This is a genomic window from Actinoplanes sp. NPDC023936, from assembly GCF_040639325.1.
Classification (GTDB): Bacteria; Actinomycetota; Actinomycetes; order Mycobacteriales; family Micromonosporaceae; genus Actinoplanes.
Window position 1 is genome coordinate 17,005 of record NZ_JBEZZR010000003.1, and the last position, 17,878, is coordinate 34,882.

General features: G+C 69.7%; 18 protein-coding genes. 2 read left to right on the forward strand and 16 right to left on the reverse strand.

The features are described 5' to 3' along the window. Positions 1–9: 9 nt before the first annotated feature. The 4 genes from AB0F72_RS04625 to AB0F72_RS04640 form a co-directional block, all read right to left on the reverse strand. Positions 10–1,665, reverse strand: a complete 1,656-nt coding sequence (locus AB0F72_RS04625) for a thiamine pyrophosphate-dependent enzyme (RefSeq protein WP_360425112.1) — start codon at positions 1,663–1,665, stop codon at positions 10–12. A 5-nt stretch (positions 1,666–1,670) separates the two neighbouring features. After that, positions 1,671–2,537, reverse strand: coding sequence for an amidohydrolase family protein (locus AB0F72_RS04630; protein ID WP_360425115.1), 867 nt, complete (start codon positions 2,535–2,537; stop codon positions 1,671–1,673). Between the two features lie 117 nt (positions 2,538–2,654). Further along, a complete protein-coding gene (gene lhgO / locus AB0F72_RS04635; protein WP_360425118.1) occupies positions 2,655–3,851 on the reverse strand; it encodes an L-2-hydroxyglutarate oxidase in 1,197 nt (398 codons plus the stop codon). Positions 3,852–3,864: 13 nt separating this feature from the next. Next, positions 3,865–5,313, reverse strand: a complete 1,449-nt coding sequence (locus tag AB0F72_RS04640; RefSeq protein WP_360425121.1) for an aldehyde dehydrogenase family protein — start codon at positions 5,311–5,313, stop codon at positions 3,865–3,867. A 174-nt stretch (positions 5,314–5,487) separates the two neighbouring features. On the opposite strand from AB0F72_RS04640, the gene AB0F72_RS04645 reads away from it, so the two are divergent. Next, complete coding sequence (locus tag AB0F72_RS04645) at positions 5,488–5,778, forward strand: putative quinol monooxygenase (RefSeq protein WP_360425124.1); 291 nt, start codon at positions 5,488–5,490, stop codon at positions 5,776–5,778. Between the two features lie 128 nt (positions 5,779–5,906). On the opposite strand, the gene AB0F72_RS04650 is transcribed toward AB0F72_RS04645, so the two are convergent. The 12 genes from AB0F72_RS04650 to AB0F72_RS04705 all read right to left on the reverse strand — a co-directional run bounded on the left by AB0F72_RS04650 (position 5,907) and on the right by AB0F72_RS04705 (position 16,609). After that, complete coding sequence (locus AB0F72_RS04650) at positions 5,907–6,956, reverse strand: hypothetical protein (RefSeq protein ID WP_360425126.1); 1,050 nt, start codon at positions 6,954–6,956, stop codon at positions 5,907–5,909. Continuing rightward, positions 6,949–7,392 carry a heme-binding protein gene (locus AB0F72_RS04655; protein WP_360425129.1) on the reverse strand — a complete coding sequence of 148 codons (444 nt, stop codon included), beginning with the start codon at positions 7,390–7,392 and terminating at the stop codon, positions 6,949–6,951. Before AB0F72_RS04655 ends, AB0F72_RS04650 begins: the two co-directional genes overlap by 8 nt. Continuing rightward, the gene (locus AB0F72_RS04660; RefSeq protein WP_360425132.1) at positions 7,389–8,156 is read right to left on the reverse strand and encodes an alpha/beta hydrolase; all 768 of its coding nucleotides are present in this window, start codon (positions 8,154–8,156) and stop codon (positions 7,389–7,391) included. Before AB0F72_RS04660 ends, AB0F72_RS04655 begins: the two co-directional genes overlap by 4 nt. Beyond that, positions 8,156–8,527 (reverse strand): VOC family protein, encoded by a 372-nt coding sequence (locus AB0F72_RS04665; protein WP_360425135.1) that lies wholly within the window; start codon positions 8,525–8,527, stop codon positions 8,156–8,158. The genes AB0F72_RS04660 and AB0F72_RS04665 overlap by 1 nt, the downstream gene beginning before the upstream one ends. After that, positions 8,524–9,288, reverse strand: a complete 765-nt coding sequence (locus tag AB0F72_RS04670; RefSeq protein WP_360425138.1) for a fumarylacetoacetate hydrolase family protein — start codon at positions 9,286–9,288, stop codon at positions 8,524–8,526. The genes AB0F72_RS04665 and AB0F72_RS04670 overlap by 4 nt, the downstream gene beginning before the upstream one ends. A 1-nt stretch (position 9,289) precedes the next feature. Continuing rightward, positions 9,290–10,705, reverse strand: coding sequence for an NAD-dependent succinate-semialdehyde dehydrogenase (locus AB0F72_RS04675; protein ID WP_360425141.1), 1,416 nt, complete (start codon positions 10,703–10,705; stop codon positions 9,290–9,292). After that, positions 10,702–11,604 (reverse strand): VOC family protein, encoded by a 903-nt coding sequence (locus AB0F72_RS04680; RefSeq protein WP_360425144.1) that lies wholly within the window; start codon positions 11,602–11,604, stop codon positions 10,702–10,704. The genes AB0F72_RS04675 and AB0F72_RS04680 overlap by 4 nt, the downstream gene beginning before the upstream one ends. 138 nt (positions 11,605–11,742) lie before the next feature. Next, on the reverse strand, positions 11,743–12,663 hold the full coding sequence (locus AB0F72_RS04685; RefSeq protein WP_360425147.1) for a LysR family transcriptional regulator: 921 nt from the start codon (positions 12,661–12,663) through the stop codon (positions 11,743–11,745). Positions 12,664–12,670: 7 nt separating this feature from the next. Continuing rightward, a complete protein-coding gene (locus tag AB0F72_RS04690; protein WP_360425150.1) occupies positions 12,671–13,582 on the reverse strand; it encodes a sugar ABC transporter substrate-binding protein in 912 nt (303 codons plus the stop codon). A 17-nt stretch (positions 13,583–13,599) separates the two neighbouring features. Further along, positions 13,600–14,562 carry an ABC transporter permease gene (locus tag AB0F72_RS04695; protein ID WP_360425153.1) on the reverse strand — a complete coding sequence of 321 codons (963 nt, stop codon included), beginning with the start codon at positions 14,560–14,562 and terminating at the stop codon, positions 13,600–13,602. Next, positions 14,559–16,040, reverse strand: a complete 1,482-nt coding sequence (locus tag AB0F72_RS04700; RefSeq protein WP_360425156.1) for a sugar ABC transporter ATP-binding protein — start codon at positions 16,038–16,040, stop codon at positions 14,559–14,561. Before AB0F72_RS04700 ends, AB0F72_RS04695 begins: the two co-directional genes overlap by 4 nt. Further along, entirely contained in the window at positions 16,037–16,609 is a 573-nt protein-coding gene (locus AB0F72_RS04705) for a carboxymuconolactone decarboxylase family protein (RefSeq protein WP_360425159.1), read from the reverse strand. Before AB0F72_RS04705 ends, AB0F72_RS04700 begins: the two co-directional genes overlap by 4 nt. Before the next feature lie 133 nt (positions 16,610–16,742). On the opposite strand from AB0F72_RS04705, the gene AB0F72_RS04710 reads away from it, so the two are divergent. After that, positions 16,743–17,153: a cupin domain-containing protein gene (locus AB0F72_RS04710; protein WP_360425162.1), complete on the forward strand. Its 411-nt coding sequence runs from the start codon at positions 16,743–16,745 to the stop codon at positions 17,151–17,153. The last annotated feature ends 725 nt before the right edge of the window (positions 17,154–17,878 follow it).

Sequence of the window (17,878 nt, forward strand, 5' to 3'; positions counted from 1 at the left end):
ACGGCTCCTTCAGCGGGATACGTGGACGTTGAGGATCGCGGTGACGCCGTGGCGGACGGCCTTGAGCGCGCGGTCCAGGGCCGGCGTCAGCTCGTCCTTCGCGGAGACGGTCTCGCCGTGCATGCCGAACGGCTCGGCGAACGCGGCGAGGTCGGGCTGGTCGCTGAGGTCGTTGCCGAGGAACTCCCCGGTGCCGACCGCGGCGCCCTGCGGGTAGAAGCGCAGGTGGTTCATCTTCATCGAGCGGTACTCGGTGTTGTTGAAGACCACGATCAGCACCGGCAGGCCGTTCGCCTTCGCGGCCTGCAGCGACGGGATCACCGGGTTGTAGAGGAAGGCGCCGTCGCCGACCGTGAACACGACCGGCTTGTCCGGGACGGCCAGCTTCACGCCGAGCGCCACCGCGATGCCCTGGCCGAGACCGCCCTGCACGTAGAAGTAGGAGTCGGGCTCGGTGCGCCGCAGATGGCGCTGGACGACCCGGCTGTGGGTGATCGTCTCGTCGACGACGATCGCGTCGTTGCCGATGGCGTCGCGGAGGGTGGCCACGACATGAACCGGGTCGAGGCCGGTGGCCCTCTTCTCGGCGGCCGCGACAGCGTCCGCCTCGACCGATTCATACGAGATTTCGCGGCTCATCCCTTGCTCCTGCGCCCGCACCGCCATCTCTCGCAGCGTCGCGGCGACCCCGCCCTCCAGGTAATGGTCGGCGTTCAGGACCTGATAGGCGATGTGCGGCCGCTGCGGCACCTCGTCGATCACGACGATCGTCGCGGCGGCCGGCCGGTTGCTCGGCGGGTAGAACGGCGCCCGGCAGTTCAGCAGCACGATCACGTCGGCGGTGTCCACCGGGATCTCCCCGCCCGCGTGCAGCGCGTGGTCGCGCGGGAAGTTCACGCAGACCGCCGAGTTCGGCTCGACGACCGGGATGCCCAGCGTCTCGGCGAACGTGACGAGCGCTTCCAGGCCGCCCGGCTCGCGCCCGGTGGTCTCGGTGACGATCACCGGGTTCGCCGCGCCGGCGAGCAGTTCCAGGATCGCCTGCATGTCCTCGGCCGCGCTCACCGTGCCGCCCGGCGGGACGAGCGGCTTGGGTTCCGGGCCCGCCCACGGCTCCAGCAGCACTTCCAGCGGGATGTTCAGGTAGACCGGGCCGGCCGGCGCGCGGGACGCCAGCTCCGCGCCGCGGGTGATCATCGTGGTCAGCGTGTGCACGCTGGCCGCCTGGTTCGACCACTTGGTGAACGGGGCGGCCATCTGGTGCGGGCCGCCGACCACGGAGAGATTGCGGTACCACTGGCCGCCCGGATCCGGGCCCGGCCCGTCGCCGTAGGTGGTCGACTCCGAGGAGGCCACCACCATCGGCACGCCGGCGAGCAGCGCTCCGTGCACGGCCATCGATCCCTGGAGCAGTCCCGGGCCGGCGTGCAGGAGCACGCCCTGCGGCTTGCGGGTGATCAGGCCGTAGCCGGTGGCCATCCCGACCGCCACTGTCTCGTGCAGCAGATCGAGATAGGAGGGGCAGGGCAGTCCGTCCCGGTGGCGGCGGGCCAGCGACTCCCACACCGGGGCCCACTCGGACCCCGGGGAGGAGAAGATGTAGTCCGCGCCGACCGCGTTGAACGCGCTGATGACTGCGTCGCCGCCATCGGTCTGGTGCGTCATGCCGGTCAGTTCCCGGACTCGATCGGCCAGTCCAGGACCTCGCAGATGCCCCGCCCCATGATCCATTCGAGCTCTTCCGGGGTGAAGTCGAAGTGCTTGGTGAACTGCTCGATCGTCTCCACGTAGCTGAGGCCGTGGCCGAGCAGGCGGGTGATGTCGGTGCCCCAGAAGCAGCGTCGCGGTCCCATCTTGTCGACCATCTCGCGGACGTACTTCTCGATGTTGAGGTTCGGGAAGGGCTGCGTCGAGTAACCGGGCAGCGCCGACACCTTCACGTAGATGTTCGGGTGCTGGTGCAGGTCGGCGGTCTCCTGCACCCAGTAGCCGATCGCGTCGTCCACACAGCGGGCCATGATGCCCATGTGATCAATGATGATCTTGAGGCCGGGGTGCCTCGCCGCGATCGCGCCGAGCTCGGCCTTCCAGATCGGCGCGTGCACCATGGTCGGGATGTTCAGCTCCTCGGCGAGGGGCCAGTACCAGTCGTTCGTGCCGTCGATCATCCAGTTGCGGTCGATCGGGCGGTGGAACGTGAGCCGGGTGCCCTTCACGTACGGGTTCTGCGCGAAGTCCGTCAGCATGGCTTTGCCCTCGGCGGGCTTGTTCTGCGGGATGCGAGCCATGATGCCGAACCGGTCCGGGTGCGCCTCGCAGGCCTCCAGGGCGTAGTCGATGCGGTCGCCCTCCCACGACGGCGGCAGGATCAGCGCCCGGTTCACGCCGGCCTCGTCCATCAGGGCGAGGCACTCCTCGTAGCTGAACGGGTCCTCCCGGTGGCCGTTCAGCCGGATACGCTCGCGGGCGCCCGGAACCCACTGACGGTCCGGGGTCTCTTCCTTCCAGATGTGCACCTGGGAGTCGACGACGAACATATGCGTTTCCTTTCTTACCCGGCTCATTCGGCTGACCGGCTTGGACTGCTCACAAGTTATGGGGGAATTCCGGCCCTGCGGAGTCCGTGGAGCGCAATCGGTTGTTGCAGGAAGCGGTTACTTCTCGAAGATCTGTCCCACGACGTGTTCGGCGATCGCCAGCGAGGACGTCGCCGCAGGTGAGGGGGCATTGCGCACGGCCGTCACGGGACCCAGCCGGTGGATCCGGAAATCGTCGACGAGGCTGCCGTCGCGGTCCAGCGCCTGCGCGCGCACCCCCGCGCCGGCCCGTTCGACGTCGGCCGCCCCGATCTCCGGCACGTATCGCATCGCCTCGGCCATGTAGCGCCGCTTGGAGAGCGATCCGCGGACCTCTTTCACTCCGGTCCGCCAGTGCTGTCGCGCCATCTGCCACGTTCCGGGCCACGCCGCCATCGCCGCGAGATCAAAAACATTGACCTGGGTACGGCGATAGCCCTCCTTCGCCGTGGCCAGCACCGCATTGGGGCCCACCTCGACCACGCCCGTCACGCGCCGGGTGAAATGCACGCCCAGGAACGGATAGCGCGGGTCCGGAACCGGATAGATCATGCCCCGTACCAGGTCCGCCTTGGCCGGCTTGACCCGCATGTACTCACCGCGGAACGGGATGATCCGCGGGCCCGGCGAATCGCCGGCCAGCTTAGCGACCTGGTCCGACTGGATGCCGGCGCAGACGATCACCCGGTCGGCGAGCAGGCGCCGCTCCCCCGCGGCGATCTCGATGCGGGAGCCCTGCCGGGTGAGCCGGTCCACCGCGAAGCCGGTGCGCACCTCTCCCCCGGCCGCGCCGATGTCCGCGGCGAACGCCCTGGCCACCCCCGGGAAGTCGGTGATCGCCGTCTCCGGCGAGTGCAGCGCAGCCAGACCGGCGGCATGCGGCTCGATCTCGCGGATCCCGGCCGGATCGACCCGGCGCAGACCGGGTACGCCGTTCTCCCGTGCCCGCTTCTCCAGGTTGTCCAGCCGGCCCAGTTCGTCCGCGCGAACCGCCACGACCAGCTTGCCGCACTCGTCGTACGCGATCCCCCGTTCCGCGCAGTACTCCCGCAGCAGCAGCCGCCCGCGCGTGCAGAGCTCCGCCTTCAGGCTGCCCGGCGGGTAGTAGATCCCGGCGTGCACGACGCCCGAGTTGTGGCCGGTCTGGTGCTGGGCGACCGCGGCCTCCTTCTCCAGGAGCACGACTCGGGTGCCCGGCCGGCGCCGGGTGATCTCCCGGCCGATCGCCAGGCCGACGATGCCGGCCCCGATGATCGCGATGGTCTCGTCCGCCACGTGTGTTGCCTCTCTACTGCTGACCACCGAAAGCGATGGCGAAGGTTTTGACCTTGGTATAGAACCGCAACGCCTCCGCCCCTTGCTCCTTGAAGGGGGAGCCGGAGTCCCGGAACCCGCCGAACGGCTGGTGCACGTCCCACCCGGACGTCGTGGTGTTGACGGCGATCTGGCCGCAGTCCGCCTCCGCCAGGAACCGGTGCGCGGCCGTCAGGCTGTCCGTGAAGATCGCGGCGGCCAGGCCGTACCGGGTGTCGTTGACGGCGGCGATCGCCTCGTCCAGGCCGTCGACCACCCGGACCGCGAGGACCGGGCCGAACACCTCGTCGCGCCACACGTCCATCTCCGGCGTCACGCCGGTGAGCAGGGTCGGCGTCACGAAGCAACCGGGCCCGTCGATCTCCGCACCGCCGGCCTCGACCCGGGCGCCCTGCTCGACCGCGCCGGCGACGTGCCGCAGCACGCTGGCCCGGTGCGACGGGCTGACCAGGGGGCCGACGGCCGTACCCTCGGCTCGGCCCGGACCGACGCGCAGCGCCCGCACCCTGCCGGTGAGCAGTGCGATGAACTCGTCGGCGACCGGCCGGTCCACCAGGACCCGGCTGGTCGCGGTGCAGCGCTGCCCGGCCTGGCCGAACGAGGCGGCCACCACCGCGGCGGCGGCCTTCTCCAGGTTCGCGCCGGCCAGCACCACCGAGGCGTTCTTGCCGCCCAGCTCGGACTGGAAGCGGACACCGCGCCCGGCGAGCTGGACCCGCAGCCGTTCACCCACCTCGTTGCCGCCGGTGAAGGTGACCGCCGCGATCCGCGGATCGTCCAGCAGCGCCCCGGAGATCTCGGCGGTCCGGCCGGTCACCACGTTGATCACGCCGGCCGGCAGGCCCGCGTCGTGCAGCGCCCGGGCCAGATGCAGGCCGGAGAGGGGTGTCTCGGTGGCCGGCTTCAGCACCACCGCGTTGCCGGCGGCGAGCGCCGGCGCGAGCTTGCGGGCCGGCGTGATCAGCGGGTCGTTCCACGGGGTGATCGCCAGGACCACGCCGAGCGGCTCCCGCTGGAACCCGGCCCGGACGTCCGGCCGGGCGTCGTTGATCAGGGAGCCGTACTCCTGCCGGCCCACCGCCGCGTAGTACTCGAAGAAGTCGGCGGCCTTCTCCGCCTCGCCGCGGGCCTCGGCGAGCGTCTTGCCGTTCTCCGCGACGATCGCCTCGGCGATCTCGGCGGCCCTGACCCGCAGCAGCACCGCGGCCTTCGCGAGGATCTTCGAGCGCTCGATCGGGTTGGTGGCCCGCCAGACGGCGAACCCGGCCTGCGCCGCGTCGTAGACGCCGGTCACCTGCGCGGGCGTCAACGCCGGCACCCGGGCGAACGGGGCACGCACGTCGGCCGGGTCGTAGACGTCGACCCAGCTCTCGGCGCCCACCCAGCGGCCTCCGGCCAGGGTCTCCATGGTGCGCACGGACATCACAGCTCCTTGAGAATCGCGTCGACACCGTTCAGCTTTCAGCCGTGCGCATCGTAGGAACGGCGAAACGTCGTCCACCATGGGTCGCGGAGGAAGCAATGGTTGCGTCCGGCGCACCCATTTCCCTGATGGAATGCGCTCTCAGAAGATCGTTTGCCACCTCGGGAGGAAACCGTGGCCTATGCCGTCGTCGCCCATTACCGGTGCGCCCCCGCCGATGCCGACCTGATTCGGGATGCCCTGCTGAAGATGCGGGAGGCCACCCGGGCAGAGCCGGCCAACCTGGAGTACGTGGTGCACGCCGGCGCCGGGGAGCCGGGAACGTTCGTCCTCTACGAGGTGTACACGGACCGGGCCGGTTTCGACGCCCACGCCGCCAGCCCGCACTTCGCCGAGCACATCGCGGGGGTGGTCCGCCCGCGCCTGCTCGACCGCTCGGTCGCGTTCGCCGAAGTCCTCCCGTGAGCTCGGGCAGGCACCCCCACCCGAGCCGTAGCGCACGCAGGTATCCCGGACCGGGAAGCTGCCTGGACTACGGCTCGGCGCGGCGCTGACCGGCGGGTGCGGCCGTCGAGTGGACCGGCCAACCGGGGTTACAGCTCGTTGCCCCAGCACATGCGGGCGAACGTCTCCACGTGGGTCAGCTTGCGCCACTGGTCCTCGACGCCGATCGCGGAATGGCCGGCCGTCTCGGAGAAACCGGCGCTCGGGCTGATCGCGACGTCCTCCAGGTCGCGGATCGCGCCGGCGACGTCCAACCGGTTCATCACCGTGTCGACGTCCTCCAGCTCGGCTACCAGCGGGGAGACGATGCCGAGGCAGACGTCCCGGTCGCCGGGGACGGCTCGCAGCAGCTGCTCCTCGGCCGGCGCCCCGGTGTCGTAGGGCAGCACCCAGCGGTCCACCGGCACCCCGGTGAACAGCTGTTCGGCGGCTGCCACGTCGAGGTCGCCGAGCACACGGGTGAGCGGGCACAGTCCGATGCGGACGTCGGACGGCTTGTCGGCGAGGGTCACCGCGAGGGCGTCGACGGCTATCGCGTCGGCCAGGCTCAGTGGTCCGGCGGGGCCAGCGAACAGGCTGGGGGCGTACCCATGGTTGTCCAGTTGGATGAGTCGCACGCCGCGCGCGACGACCGCCCGGATCTCCTCGTTGATGAGCTGGGCGAGGGCCTCGCCCAGCTCGCGGGCGCTGCGCCAGGCGCCGCCCGGTTCGAACGTGGTGGCCGCGAGGTAGGCCGGCGACGGCAGGGTGGCCTTCGCCGGGATCAGGGTCTGCGCGGCGACCGCTGCCACGTCGTCGGCGACGAGCGAGCGGTGCGGCTTCAGCTCGCCGTCGGCCACCCAGCGCTCGCCGTCGGCGTGCCGGAAACCGTGTACCGCGTCGAAGACGGCACTGCGGATGTCCCGGCGCCGGAACTCGCCGTCGGTGACCACGGTGAGGCTGAGCTTGCGCTGTTTACGGACCGCTTCGGCGATGGCGGCGTCCTCCACCGCCCGGCGGTCCTCCACCGCCCGGCCGTCCTCCACCGCCCGGCCGTCCTCCACCGCCCGGCGGTCGTCCGCCGGTGACAAGGACAGCAGCTCGGGCGGGCGGATCAGGCTGCCGTGGTGGTCGATGCGGAACTTGAAGGTGTCAGCCACGGCTCTTCCCCCACGCTGCGAAGATCAGCTCGTATCCGAGTTCCTTCAGCACCTCTTCGCAGGCCTGCTGGTCCTCGGCGGGTGTGCCGCCGGAGACGCCGAGGCCACCGAGGATCTCGCCGTCCCGTTTGATGGTCACGCCGCCCTCGGTCGCCACGATCGGGTGCGCGGCCATCGTGGAGAGCTGCGCGAAGAAGCCGGGGTTGCTCTGCGCCCAGTCGTAGAGCATGTTCGTCGGGCGCTCCATGATCGCGGCGCTGTAGGCCTTCGCGATCGCGATGCTCGGGGTCAGCGCGCGGGCGCCGTCCGAGCGTTTCACCGAGATCAGGTGACCGCCGGCGTCCACGATCGCGACGCTGAGCGCCTTGCCGAGTTGATCGCCGCGGGTGAGGACCGCGGCCAGGATCGCCTCGGCGTCGGACAGGGACAGTTTCACAGCGCCTCCCTGATCTCGGTGATGGCCGCGTTGTACAGCGCGGGCGATTCCCAGTACATCGAGTGCGGCGCACCGGGCACGATCGACAGGTGCGAGCCCTTGACCAGCTCGTGCGCCCGGCGGACGGTCGCGACGCTGAGCACCGCGTCGCTCTCGCCGGCCAGGAACCAGACGTGCACGCCGGAGGAGACGATCTCGTCGATCGTCGGGCCGTTGACCGACAGGTTCCGCAGGTCGGCCATCTTGGCGACGTTGAACGTGCCCATCTGCTGGAAGAGGAACGTCCGGGCCGGCTCCTCCTGCTGGAAACGACGGGACAACAGGCGGTCCAGGACCGGGAGTGTGACCGCTTCGGCCCGGTCGGCGGCGACCAGCTCGGAGAGCTCCGGGTGGTCGAGGCCGCCGAGGGAGTGGCCGAGCGCGACGCCGCGTACCCGATCGGGTAGTTGCAAACCGGCGCGCAGGGCCGCGACCGCGCCGATCGACTGGCCGACGAGCAGCACGTCGCGCAGGTCCTCGGCGTCGAGGACGGCGATCAGGTCGCCGGGGAAGTCCTGGCCGTCGAACTCGGGCATCGACGAGTCGGAGTTGCCAAAACCGCGCAGGTCGACGGTGACCACGGTGAACCTGTCGCGCAGCGCGGCGACCTGCTGCCACCATGCGGCATGGTGCCCGCCCGAGCCGTGCACGAAGACGATCGCGGGCCCGGACCCGTGGCGCTCGTAGTAGATCTTGGCTCCGTCGGGAGCGGAGGCGAAGGGCATCAGGCGGGCCGCTTTCCGTGGTAGACGAGCTCGATCATGGTGTGGTCCGGGTCGTGGATGTAGCAGAACTTCGACTGGTTCTCCGGACGCTCGATCGGGCGGGTGTGCCGGATCCCGAGCTCGTTCAGGTGCGCGAGGAATCCGTCCCAGTCCTCCACCTCGATCGCGAAGTGGTAGGGCGCCATCCGGTCCATTTCCTCGACCGGCGTGAAATGCAGATCGAAATTCCCCCGCGTCATCAGGACCACCTTGGTGTTGCTCTTCGGCGTGATCGCCTTGAGCCCGAACACCTTGGCGTACCACTCCTTCGTCCGCTCCGGATCGGTGGTGGGGAAATTGACGTGGTGGATGTACTTCGGTGCGTTGTTCATGATTCCTCCAGGACGGGGTTGGAGAGCGCGCCGATGCCGCTGATCTCGATGTCCACCGTGGTGCCCGGCTCCAGCTGGACGGTGCTGTCGGCGCCCATCCAGAGCACGTCGCCGGGGTGCATGGTGATGTGTCGCGTCGTCTCGACGATGTAGTCGTAGGGGTCGAAAATCATGTCGCCGGTGGCGAATCTCGCCCTCTCGGCGCCGTCGATCCGGACCGTTGTGGTCTGCGCGAACGGATCGACGCCGGTCTCGATCCACGGGCCCATCGGCTTGAACGTGTCGCTGTTCTTGCTGCGCCAGAACGTGCGGTCGGCGTGCTGCCATTCGCGGGCGCTGACGTCGTTCCCGATGGTCCAGCCGAAAATCGACTCCTGCGCCTCCTGACGCGTCGCCTTCTTCAAGCGACGGCCGATCACCGCGACGACCTCGCCCTCGGCCTCGAACCGCCCGGCCACCCCGGCGGGCCGGATGATCGGAGAACCGTGCCCGATCAGCGCGTTGTTCGCCCGATAGCCGACCTCGGGCCGGGCCGGCGCCGATTTCCGGAAATGCTCCAGATGACTGCGGTAATTGAATCCGACCGCATAGAACACGGGCGGAATCACCGGCGGCAGCAGATCAACCCCATTGAGGGGTACGTGGTCTCCGGTCCGTTTCACCCGTCCGGCGATCGGGTCACCGTCGAGCACGTGCACGAGACCGTCCGCGACCTCTCCGAAGACCGGCCGGCCGTGCAGCGCGATGCGGCTGTATCGCATGTCAGTCCACCAGCAGATGCGAGACACGCTTGGTGACCAGGTACGCCTCCAGGCCCTCCGGCCCGCCCTCACGCCCGTACCCACTGGATTTGACCCCGCCGGACGGCGCCTCGTGCACCGACCCACCACAGTGGTTGATCGAGAGGATGCCCGCCTCGAAACCCCCGATCAGCTTCTCGGCGGTCCTCGCGGAGCGGGTGAAGCCGTAGGCGGCCAGCCCGTAGGGCAGCGAGTTGGCCGTCTCCAGCGCGTCGCCGAGCTCGGCGAAGGAGACGATCGGCGCGATCGGCCCGAACGGCTCCTCCACCATCACCCGGGCGCCGGCCGGGACTCCGGTGAGGACGGCCGGCGCGAAGAAGAATCCGGGCCGGTCCAGCCGTTCGCCACCGGCCCGGACCACGGCGCCCCGGCTCACCGCGTCGGCGACCAGTTCCTCCATCGCCTTGAGCCGGCGCGCGTTGGCGAGCGGGCCCATCGTCACGCCGTCGTCCAGGCCGTTGCCGACGACGATCTTCGCGGTCTCGGCGAGGAACGCCGCGACGAACGCGTCATGGAGCGACTCGTGAACCAGGAAGCGGCTCGGTGAGGTGCACACCTGGCCCGCGTTCGCGAACTTCGCGGCCACCGACCTCCGGGCCGCCTGCACCGGGTCGGCGTCCGCGCAGACGATCACCGGGGCGTGGCCGCCGAGCTCCATCAGCGACGGCTTCATCGCGGCTCCGGCCTGCGCGGCGAGAAGCTTGCCGACCGGGATCGAGCCGGTGAACGCGACGAGCCGGATCTCCGGTTTCGCGATCAGGTGCGCCGACACCTCGGCCGGGTCGCCGAAGACCAGGTTGAGCGCGCCCGCCGGAAGCCCGGCCTCGGCGAAGCAGCGGACGATCTCGACGGCCGTGCCGGGGGTCTCCTCGGAGGCCTTGATGACGATCGAGCAGCCGGCCGCGAGGGCGCCCGCCATCTTGCGCATCGGGGAGCCGGCCGGGAAGTTCCACGGGGTGAACGCGGCGACCGGCCCGATCGGCTCCTGCCGGACGCTCAGCACCGTGTCACCGGCGGACGGGATGATCCGGCCGTACGCGCGGCGGGCGTCCTCGGCGTCCCAGCGCAGCGCGCCGGCGACCCGCAGCACCTCGCCTCGCGCCTCGGCGAGGGGTTTGCCCTGCTCGGTGGTCATCACCCGGGCCACCCGGTCGGCGCGGGAGGCGAGCAGGCCGGCGGCCGTGAGCAGGATCCGGGTGCGGTCGGCGATCGGCGTGTCCCGCCAGACCCTGCCGCCGCGCACGGCGGCGGCCACGGCCCGGTCCAGGTCGTCGATCGTCGCGAGCGGAACCTGGCCGACGACCTCCTCGGTGGCCGGGTTGATCACGGGAGCGCTGCGCGTGGAGGAGATCCACTCACCGTCGATGTAGAGATTCATGAGGCGCTCTCCCGGTTGGTGCGCAGGGTCCAGATGTGGTGCGGCGGTGCCGTCTCGTGCACCCGGGTGCCGTACGACTCGTCGATCCGGTCCATGTCGGCGGCCAGTTCCACCCGCCCGCCGCACGGCGCGTGCACGAACCGGAACACGTTGGAGCCCACCGTGTGCCGGCCGAGCTTGCGGGCCTCCCGCCAGCCCCGCTCGATCATGTGGTTCCCGCCCTCGATGACGTCGTCGAAGCCATTGACCTCGTACGACACGTGGTTGACGCCGGCCGAGTCCGGCCGGTGGCAGAGCAGGAAGTTGTGCTGGTCGGCGTCGCCCTCGACGCGCATGAAGACGCCCATCGGCGTGACCACGTCGGTCGGGATGAACTCCAGCCGGTCGGTGTAGAACGCCACCGCCTCCTCACGTCCCGCCTTGGGGATGTTCAGCGCGACGTGGCACATCCGGATCGGGCGGACCCGGCCGACCGAGGTGAGCGCCTCGTTGACCCGGTTCACGTAGCCGGACTTGTTGGCGGGCCGGGGCGCCTCGTGCGCGGGGCCCGGCTCCCCGGCGAGCGCGAGGCCCACCCCGAAGCCGGTGCGGTCGACGGTGTGCAGCACGCCGTCCGGAGTCTCCCGGTCGGCGCCGGCCCTCGTGGCGAGCCGCTCCAGCTCCGCCGGAGTGTCGACGCCCCAGACGATCTCGCGGAGCGTCGGGCCGGTCTCCACCGGAGGGGGCAGGCCGGGGGTCGCTTCCACGTACAGCTGAAGGGTTTGATTGATCCTCGTCCGGAAGACGGCGCCGCGCGCGTCGCGAGACACGAGATCGAGCCCGAAATCCGTGAAGAAGCGAACGTTCGTGTCGAGGTCATCGACGGTGTAGATGACCGATTCGATGCGTTGGATTCCCACCGTCGCCTACCTTTCTTCCGGTGCCAGTGGCTTTTCTTCCGGCGCCAGTGGCTTTTCTTCCGGTGCCGGGAAAAGCCTAGGAGCGATTCCGGCTGGTGAGCCCTCGCGATTTCGCAAGCGTTTGTTGCGCGATTCTTCTCAAGGGGCCCGGCGTTCGAACACCGGCAGCGGATTCTCGGCGAACCATTTGGTGAGGAAGCTCAGGAACACCTCGACCTTGCGGGGCGCCTGCGGCGCCGGGCCGTAGATCGCGTAGAGCGAGCGGCTCGGCACCGCCAGCTCGGGCAGCAGGACCCGCAGCGTCCCGTTCACCAGGTCGTCGTAGGCGGACCGGGTGGGCAGCAGCGCGATGCCGCGCCCGTGCACGGCCGCCTTGTGCAGGGCGATGTACGAGTTCGACTGGAACCCGATGTTCCGGATCTTGTGCAGTGTGCTGGAGTGCCCGTGGCCGATCCGCCACACCGGGTCGTTCACGTGCACGAGACAGTCGTGGTCGCTGAGATCGTTCGGGTCGGTGAGCAGCCCGTGCCTGTCGATGTAGGAGTCCGCGGCGCACAGCACGAACGGCAGCGACGCGATCCGCTTCAGCCGTACGCTGGAGTCCCGCAGGTCACGGGTGTGGAACGCGACGTCGAAGCCGGAGTCGAGGAAGTCGTAGGTGCGGTCCGACATGCCGCCGAGCTCGAACCGCACCGCGATCTTCGGATGGGCGACCGAGAACGCGGCGATCGCGTCGCCGAGGTCCAGGCCGCCGATCCATTTCGGGCAGATGATGGAGAGCGGACCCTCGGGGCGGTCGTGCAGCTCCGCGATCCTCGCGTCCTCGTCGTCGATCTCGTCGAGAATCCGCTGCGCGAACTCGCTGTACCGCTGGCCCGGCTCGGTCAGGCTGACCGAGCGGGCGGTGCGGTTCACCAGGTGGACGCCCAGCTGTTTCTCCAGGTCGGCAACGTGCCGGGAGATCAGCGAGCCGGACGTACCGAGCTGTTTCGCGGCGCCGCTGAAACTGCCGATCTTGGCGACCGTGACGAAACTGCGCATGACGAGGATGCGATCCATGGTGTGCTCAGCCCTCTAGACAGTATTGCGGCGCTTCCGCCAGGTTGTCCTTGGTGATCAGCTTGATCGGGGTGTTCGCGATCCGCTCCGCGTCACCCTTGTCGAGCAGGGTGATCGTGTTCCGCACGGCGAGCTGTCCGGTGACCGTCGCGGAGTTCGCCACGGTCGCCGCGAACCGGCCGTCCCGCACCGCGGCCAGACCCTCCGCGGTGCCGTTCGAGGTGACGATCTTGACGTTCTTGCCGGCCGCCTGGAACGCCTGCAACGCGCCGAAGGCCATCTCTTCGTTCGCCACGAACGCGTACCGCAGGTTCGGATGCGCCTGGATCATGTTCTCCGCGACGTCCTGTGCCTTGGCCCGGTTGAACATGCCGGGCTGGTTGGCGACCACCGTCGCGGTGGACGGCAGGGCGTCCTTGAAGCCGTTGACCATCAGGTCGCTGGCCGCGCCCGGCGCGCCGGCGATCACGCCGACCTCGACCGGCTGGTCACCCGCGTCCTTGGCGATGTAGCCCGCGTCCAGGGCGCCCACCTGCCTCAGGTCGACCACGACCGCGCCCAGGATGTCCGAGGTGTCACTGGTGATCACCGAGGTCAGGAAGATCGGGATGTTCGCGTTCTTCGCCTTGGTGATGTCGTTCTTCAGCGCGTCGACGTTCACCGTCTGCACGATCAGCGCGTCGACGTCGCGCGAGATCATGTCCTCGATGTTGTTGAGCTCGGTGCCGGGGTCCTGCTTGGAGTTCGCGGCGATCAGAGTGGCGCCGGCGGCCTTCGCCTCGGCGTCGACGGCCCGCTGCAGACAGGTGTGGAACTCGGTGTTGGCGCCGTTGACGAAGCCGAGGGTGAGGCTCTCGTCGCCTGCGGCGGCATCGCCACAAGCACTGACGCTCGTCGCACAGATGATCAATACGAGCATTGACCGGAACTTCATAGTTATCGCTTTCTTGACGCCTGGAGGAGGTTGGCGATCGCCGCGATCAGGAGCACCGCGCCCACCGCGATCTGCTGGTAATAGGAGGAGATCTGGAGCAGGTTGAGCACGTTGGCGACAACGCCCAGCAGCAGGACGCCGAGGATGGTCCCGCCGATGGTTCCCTTGCCGCCGGCCAGGGAGGTCCCGCCGATCACCACCGCGGCGACAGCGGTGAGCTGCAGTTGCAGGCCGCCGGTGCCGGGGCTGCTGGCCGCGAGCCGGGAGAGCAGCATGATGCCGGCCAGGCCGGAGAGCGCGCCGGCGAGCCCGTAGAGGAGCAGCTTGTCGCGGGACACGGCGATCCCGCTGAGCCGGGCCACGTCCTCGTTGCCGCCGATCGCGAACGCGTCCCGGCCGAACGCGGTGTACCGCATCACGAACGCCACCGCCGCGAGCACCGCGGCCGCCACGAAGACCAGGTTCGGCAGGCCGAGCGTGGTGCCGCTGCCCAGCCCGGAGAGGTGCTCGTCGATCGAGATGCTCATGCCGTTGATGACGAGCAGGGCGACGCCGTCGAGCAGTGTCGCGGTGGCCAGCGTGGCGACGAACGGCGCCACCTTCGTGAACGTCACGACCACGCCGTTGACCAGGCCGACCGCGATCGACAGGACGATCGCCGCCCCGATCGTCAGCACCGTCGAATAACCGTGCGCGAGCATCTGCGCGGCGACAGCGGTGGTCACCGCGACGTTGCCGCCCATCGAGAAGTCCATGCCGCCGGCGACCATCAGCAGGGTCAGCCCGGCCGCGATCACCGCGACCACGCTGACCTGGCGGGCCACGTTGAGCAGGTTGTTCGCGTTGAGGAACGCGTCGGTCCGCAGGCTGGCGAAGACGACGATCGTCACCAGCACCGCGAGGAGCCCGGCGTGCGGGATCTTCCTCACCCGGATGGGTTTGGTCAACGTCGCGACGGCGCTCACAGTGCTCCTCCCAGCGTGGCGGCGATCAGTTCGTCGCGGGTGATCCGGTCCACCCGGTACTCGGCGATCCGCCGGCCGTCGCGCACCACCACGACGCGATCGGCCAGGCGCATCACCTCCTCGGCGGACGACGAGGCCAGCAGGACCGCGACGCCCTCACCGGCGAGCCGGTCGACGAGGCTGTGGATCTCCGCCATCGCCGCCACGTCGACGCCGTTGGTCGGGTCCTCCAGCAGCACCGCGGACGGGGCGGTGCCGAGCCACTTGGCCAGCAGCACCTTCTGCTGGTTGCCGCCGGAGAGCTGCTCCACCGGCGGGTTCGCGCTCAACGAGACGACCCGGTACTTCTCGCGCAGGGGGGCCGCGCGTTTCGTCAACAGGCCCCAGCGGTGCATCCGGCGCTTGTCGAGGCGATCCTGGGCCAGTAGTACGTTCTCGTCGATGGTGAGAGCGGGGATGAGCCCTAGTCGTCGTCTGTCTCCGGTGATGCAGCGGAGGCCGCTCGCTAGCGAGCTTCTGACCCCCTTTTTCAGCTTTTTTCCGGATATCTGGATCGTGCCGTGCTCCGGTGCGCGCCGGCCGGACAGCAGGTCGAAGAGGCGGGACTGCGCGTCACCCGCCGGCCCGAGCACCGCGACGATCTCGCCGCGCCGGACCTCGATGTCGAGACCGTCCAGGAACCGCCCGTCGCAGAGGCCGCTGATCGCGATCCCCACCTCGGACGACCGGGCCGGGCGCACCGGACGCCGCGACACCACGTCGCGGCCCACCATGTCGCGGACCAGGGACTTCTCGTCGGTCTCCGTCGCCAGGCCGGTCCAGGTCACCCGGCCGTCGCGCAGCACGGTGATCCGGTCGGCGAGGTGCAGCACCTCGGAGATGTGGTGCGAGATGAAGACGATCGCGACGCCGCTGTCGCGCAGGCGCAGCACCAGGTCCCGGATCTGCGCGGCGGCCTCCGGGCCGAGGCACGCGGTCGGCTCGTCGAGGACCAGCACCCGGCCGCCCCGGCGCACCTCGCGGGCCACCTCCACCATGGTCTGCTCGGCCACGGTCAGGTCGCCGGCGATGGTGTCCGCGTCGATCGCGATGCCGAGGTCGGTGAGCGCATGCTGCGCGGCGTCGCGCACCGACCGCCAGCGCACCACCTTCTTCTTCTCCGGCAGGTCACCGAGCATGATGTTCTCGGCCACGGTCAGGCTCATCACCAGTTCGCGGCGCTGCGGGACGGTGGAGATGCCGGCCTTGCGCGCCTGTCGCGGGGTGAGGTGGTTCTGGGTCTGGCCGGCCACCTCCAGGGCACCGGAATCGGGGTTGAGCGCACCGGAGAGGATCTGCACGAGCGTCGATTTGCCGGCGCCGTTCATGCCCATCAGGGCGTGCACCTCACCGGGGAGGAAGTCGACCGACACGTCTTTCAGCGCGGCCGCGCCACCGAAGCTCTTGGTGACCCCCGCCACGCGGATCAGAGCGCTCATCCGGCGACCCGGGCGTACCCGCGGATGTCCGGGAACGGCGGCTCCCGGTCGGCCTGCAGGTCCACCTCGAACGCGTTGAGGCACATCGCCAGCATGCTGAAGTTGCCGAGCGACCCGACGGTGTCGACGAGTCCCTGCGCGCCGAAGAGCTTCTCCGCCTCGGCGAACGTCGCCGGGGAGACGAAGTGGCTCTCCAGCAGCTCGGTGCAGAAGCGGTGGAAGACCTCGTCCTCCGCCCGGTCGAAGACGGGCGTCCGCCGCTCCGCGATCGCCCGGACCGCCTCGGCCGGGATGCCCTCGGCGACCGCCTTCTCCCAGTGCGCGTTCCACGAGTACTGGGCGTCGAAGTGCCGGGCCGCGATCAGCAGCGACAGCTCGCGCAGGCGCAACGGGAGACTGGACTCGAACCGCAGGAACGCGCCGAGCGACTCGACCCGGTCGCACAGCTCCGGGCTGTTCAGCCACACTCGGAACGGTCCACGGACAGCGCCGCGGCGACCGGCGATGCGCTCGGCGACCTCCCGCTGCCGCGGGGTCATGTCAGCCGGATCGATTACGGGGAGTCTCATTGCCAACCAGCCCTCTAGCGTGTGATTTCGCGGTGTTCGCAGGAACGTAACCCCGCGGTATCGGACCTCACAGAGCGCCTGATGCAACGTAAGGCTGCACCTGACGTCGCTTTCCGCGACCTAATCTCGGGCCATGACTGTGATCATCAAATCCGCGGAGGTCGAGGTCCTCGATCGCGGCGGGGCCATCGCCACGACGCCGCTCGTCACCACCACGTCGGCCGGCGGCGAGAACCGGATCACCAGCGGGATCAGCGTCTACCCGGCCGGGACCGGGGCGCCGATGCACTCGCACAACTGCGACGAGCACGTGACCATCCTGGACGGTACGGCCGAGGTGCTCGTCGACGGAACCGTGACGCGGCTCGGCCGATACGACACCACGTACATCCCGTCGCCGATCCCGCACCTGTTCCGCAACGTCGGCGACGAGCCGCTGCGGATCCTCTGGGTCTACACGTCCGGACATGTGACCCGCACGTTCACCGACACCGGTGTCACGGTCGAGCACCTGTCCCCGCAGGACCAGATGGGCAGAGATTGAGCATGCGGACATGACCCGGGACCTTCCTGGCTCGCAATGATCCAGACGTGGCCCGGCCGGGGCGCCGACCGACGGGCGTAACGCGCACGTTACGAACGGTCGCAAATAATGTCAACAAAATCACGGGGCCCTTCTGCTGGTTGGCAGGCGGGCCTTTCAGGTGGCTTTCAGTATTGGCGACAATCCTGTCGTCATGATGCATACTCTCCCAGCACGAACGCATCGTCGCCGCCATCCGCGACCGCCGGCGCGACCGGCCGCCGGGCCCGGCGTCCCCGCGCCGTCCGGCAAATCCGCCCGCGCCGTCCGGCAAATCCGCCCGCGCCGTCCGGGATTCCGCCACATGCCGCCATGCGAGCCGTAGCTCAGACATGCCAACCGCCCGATAGCCTGCGCCCGCTACGGCTCAGCCCCGCCAGCCGTAGCCCAGACATGCTGAACGCCGCTATAACCTGCGTGAACGACGGCTCGGCGTCGTCAGCCGTAGCCCAGACACGCTAAAACGCCCGGAGACCTGCGCCAGCTACGGCTCAGTGCCGCCAGCCGTAGCCCAGACACGCTAAAACGCCCGGAGACCTGCGCCAGCTACGGCTCGGTGTCGTCAGCCGTAGCTCAAGCGGGTTCGGGTGGGCCATGACCTGCGTCGGCTACGGCTCGGCCGAGGGGGCACGCCCTCCCGGCGACGACCGGCGGGACCAGCGGACCGGCGGGGACCACGCGACGAC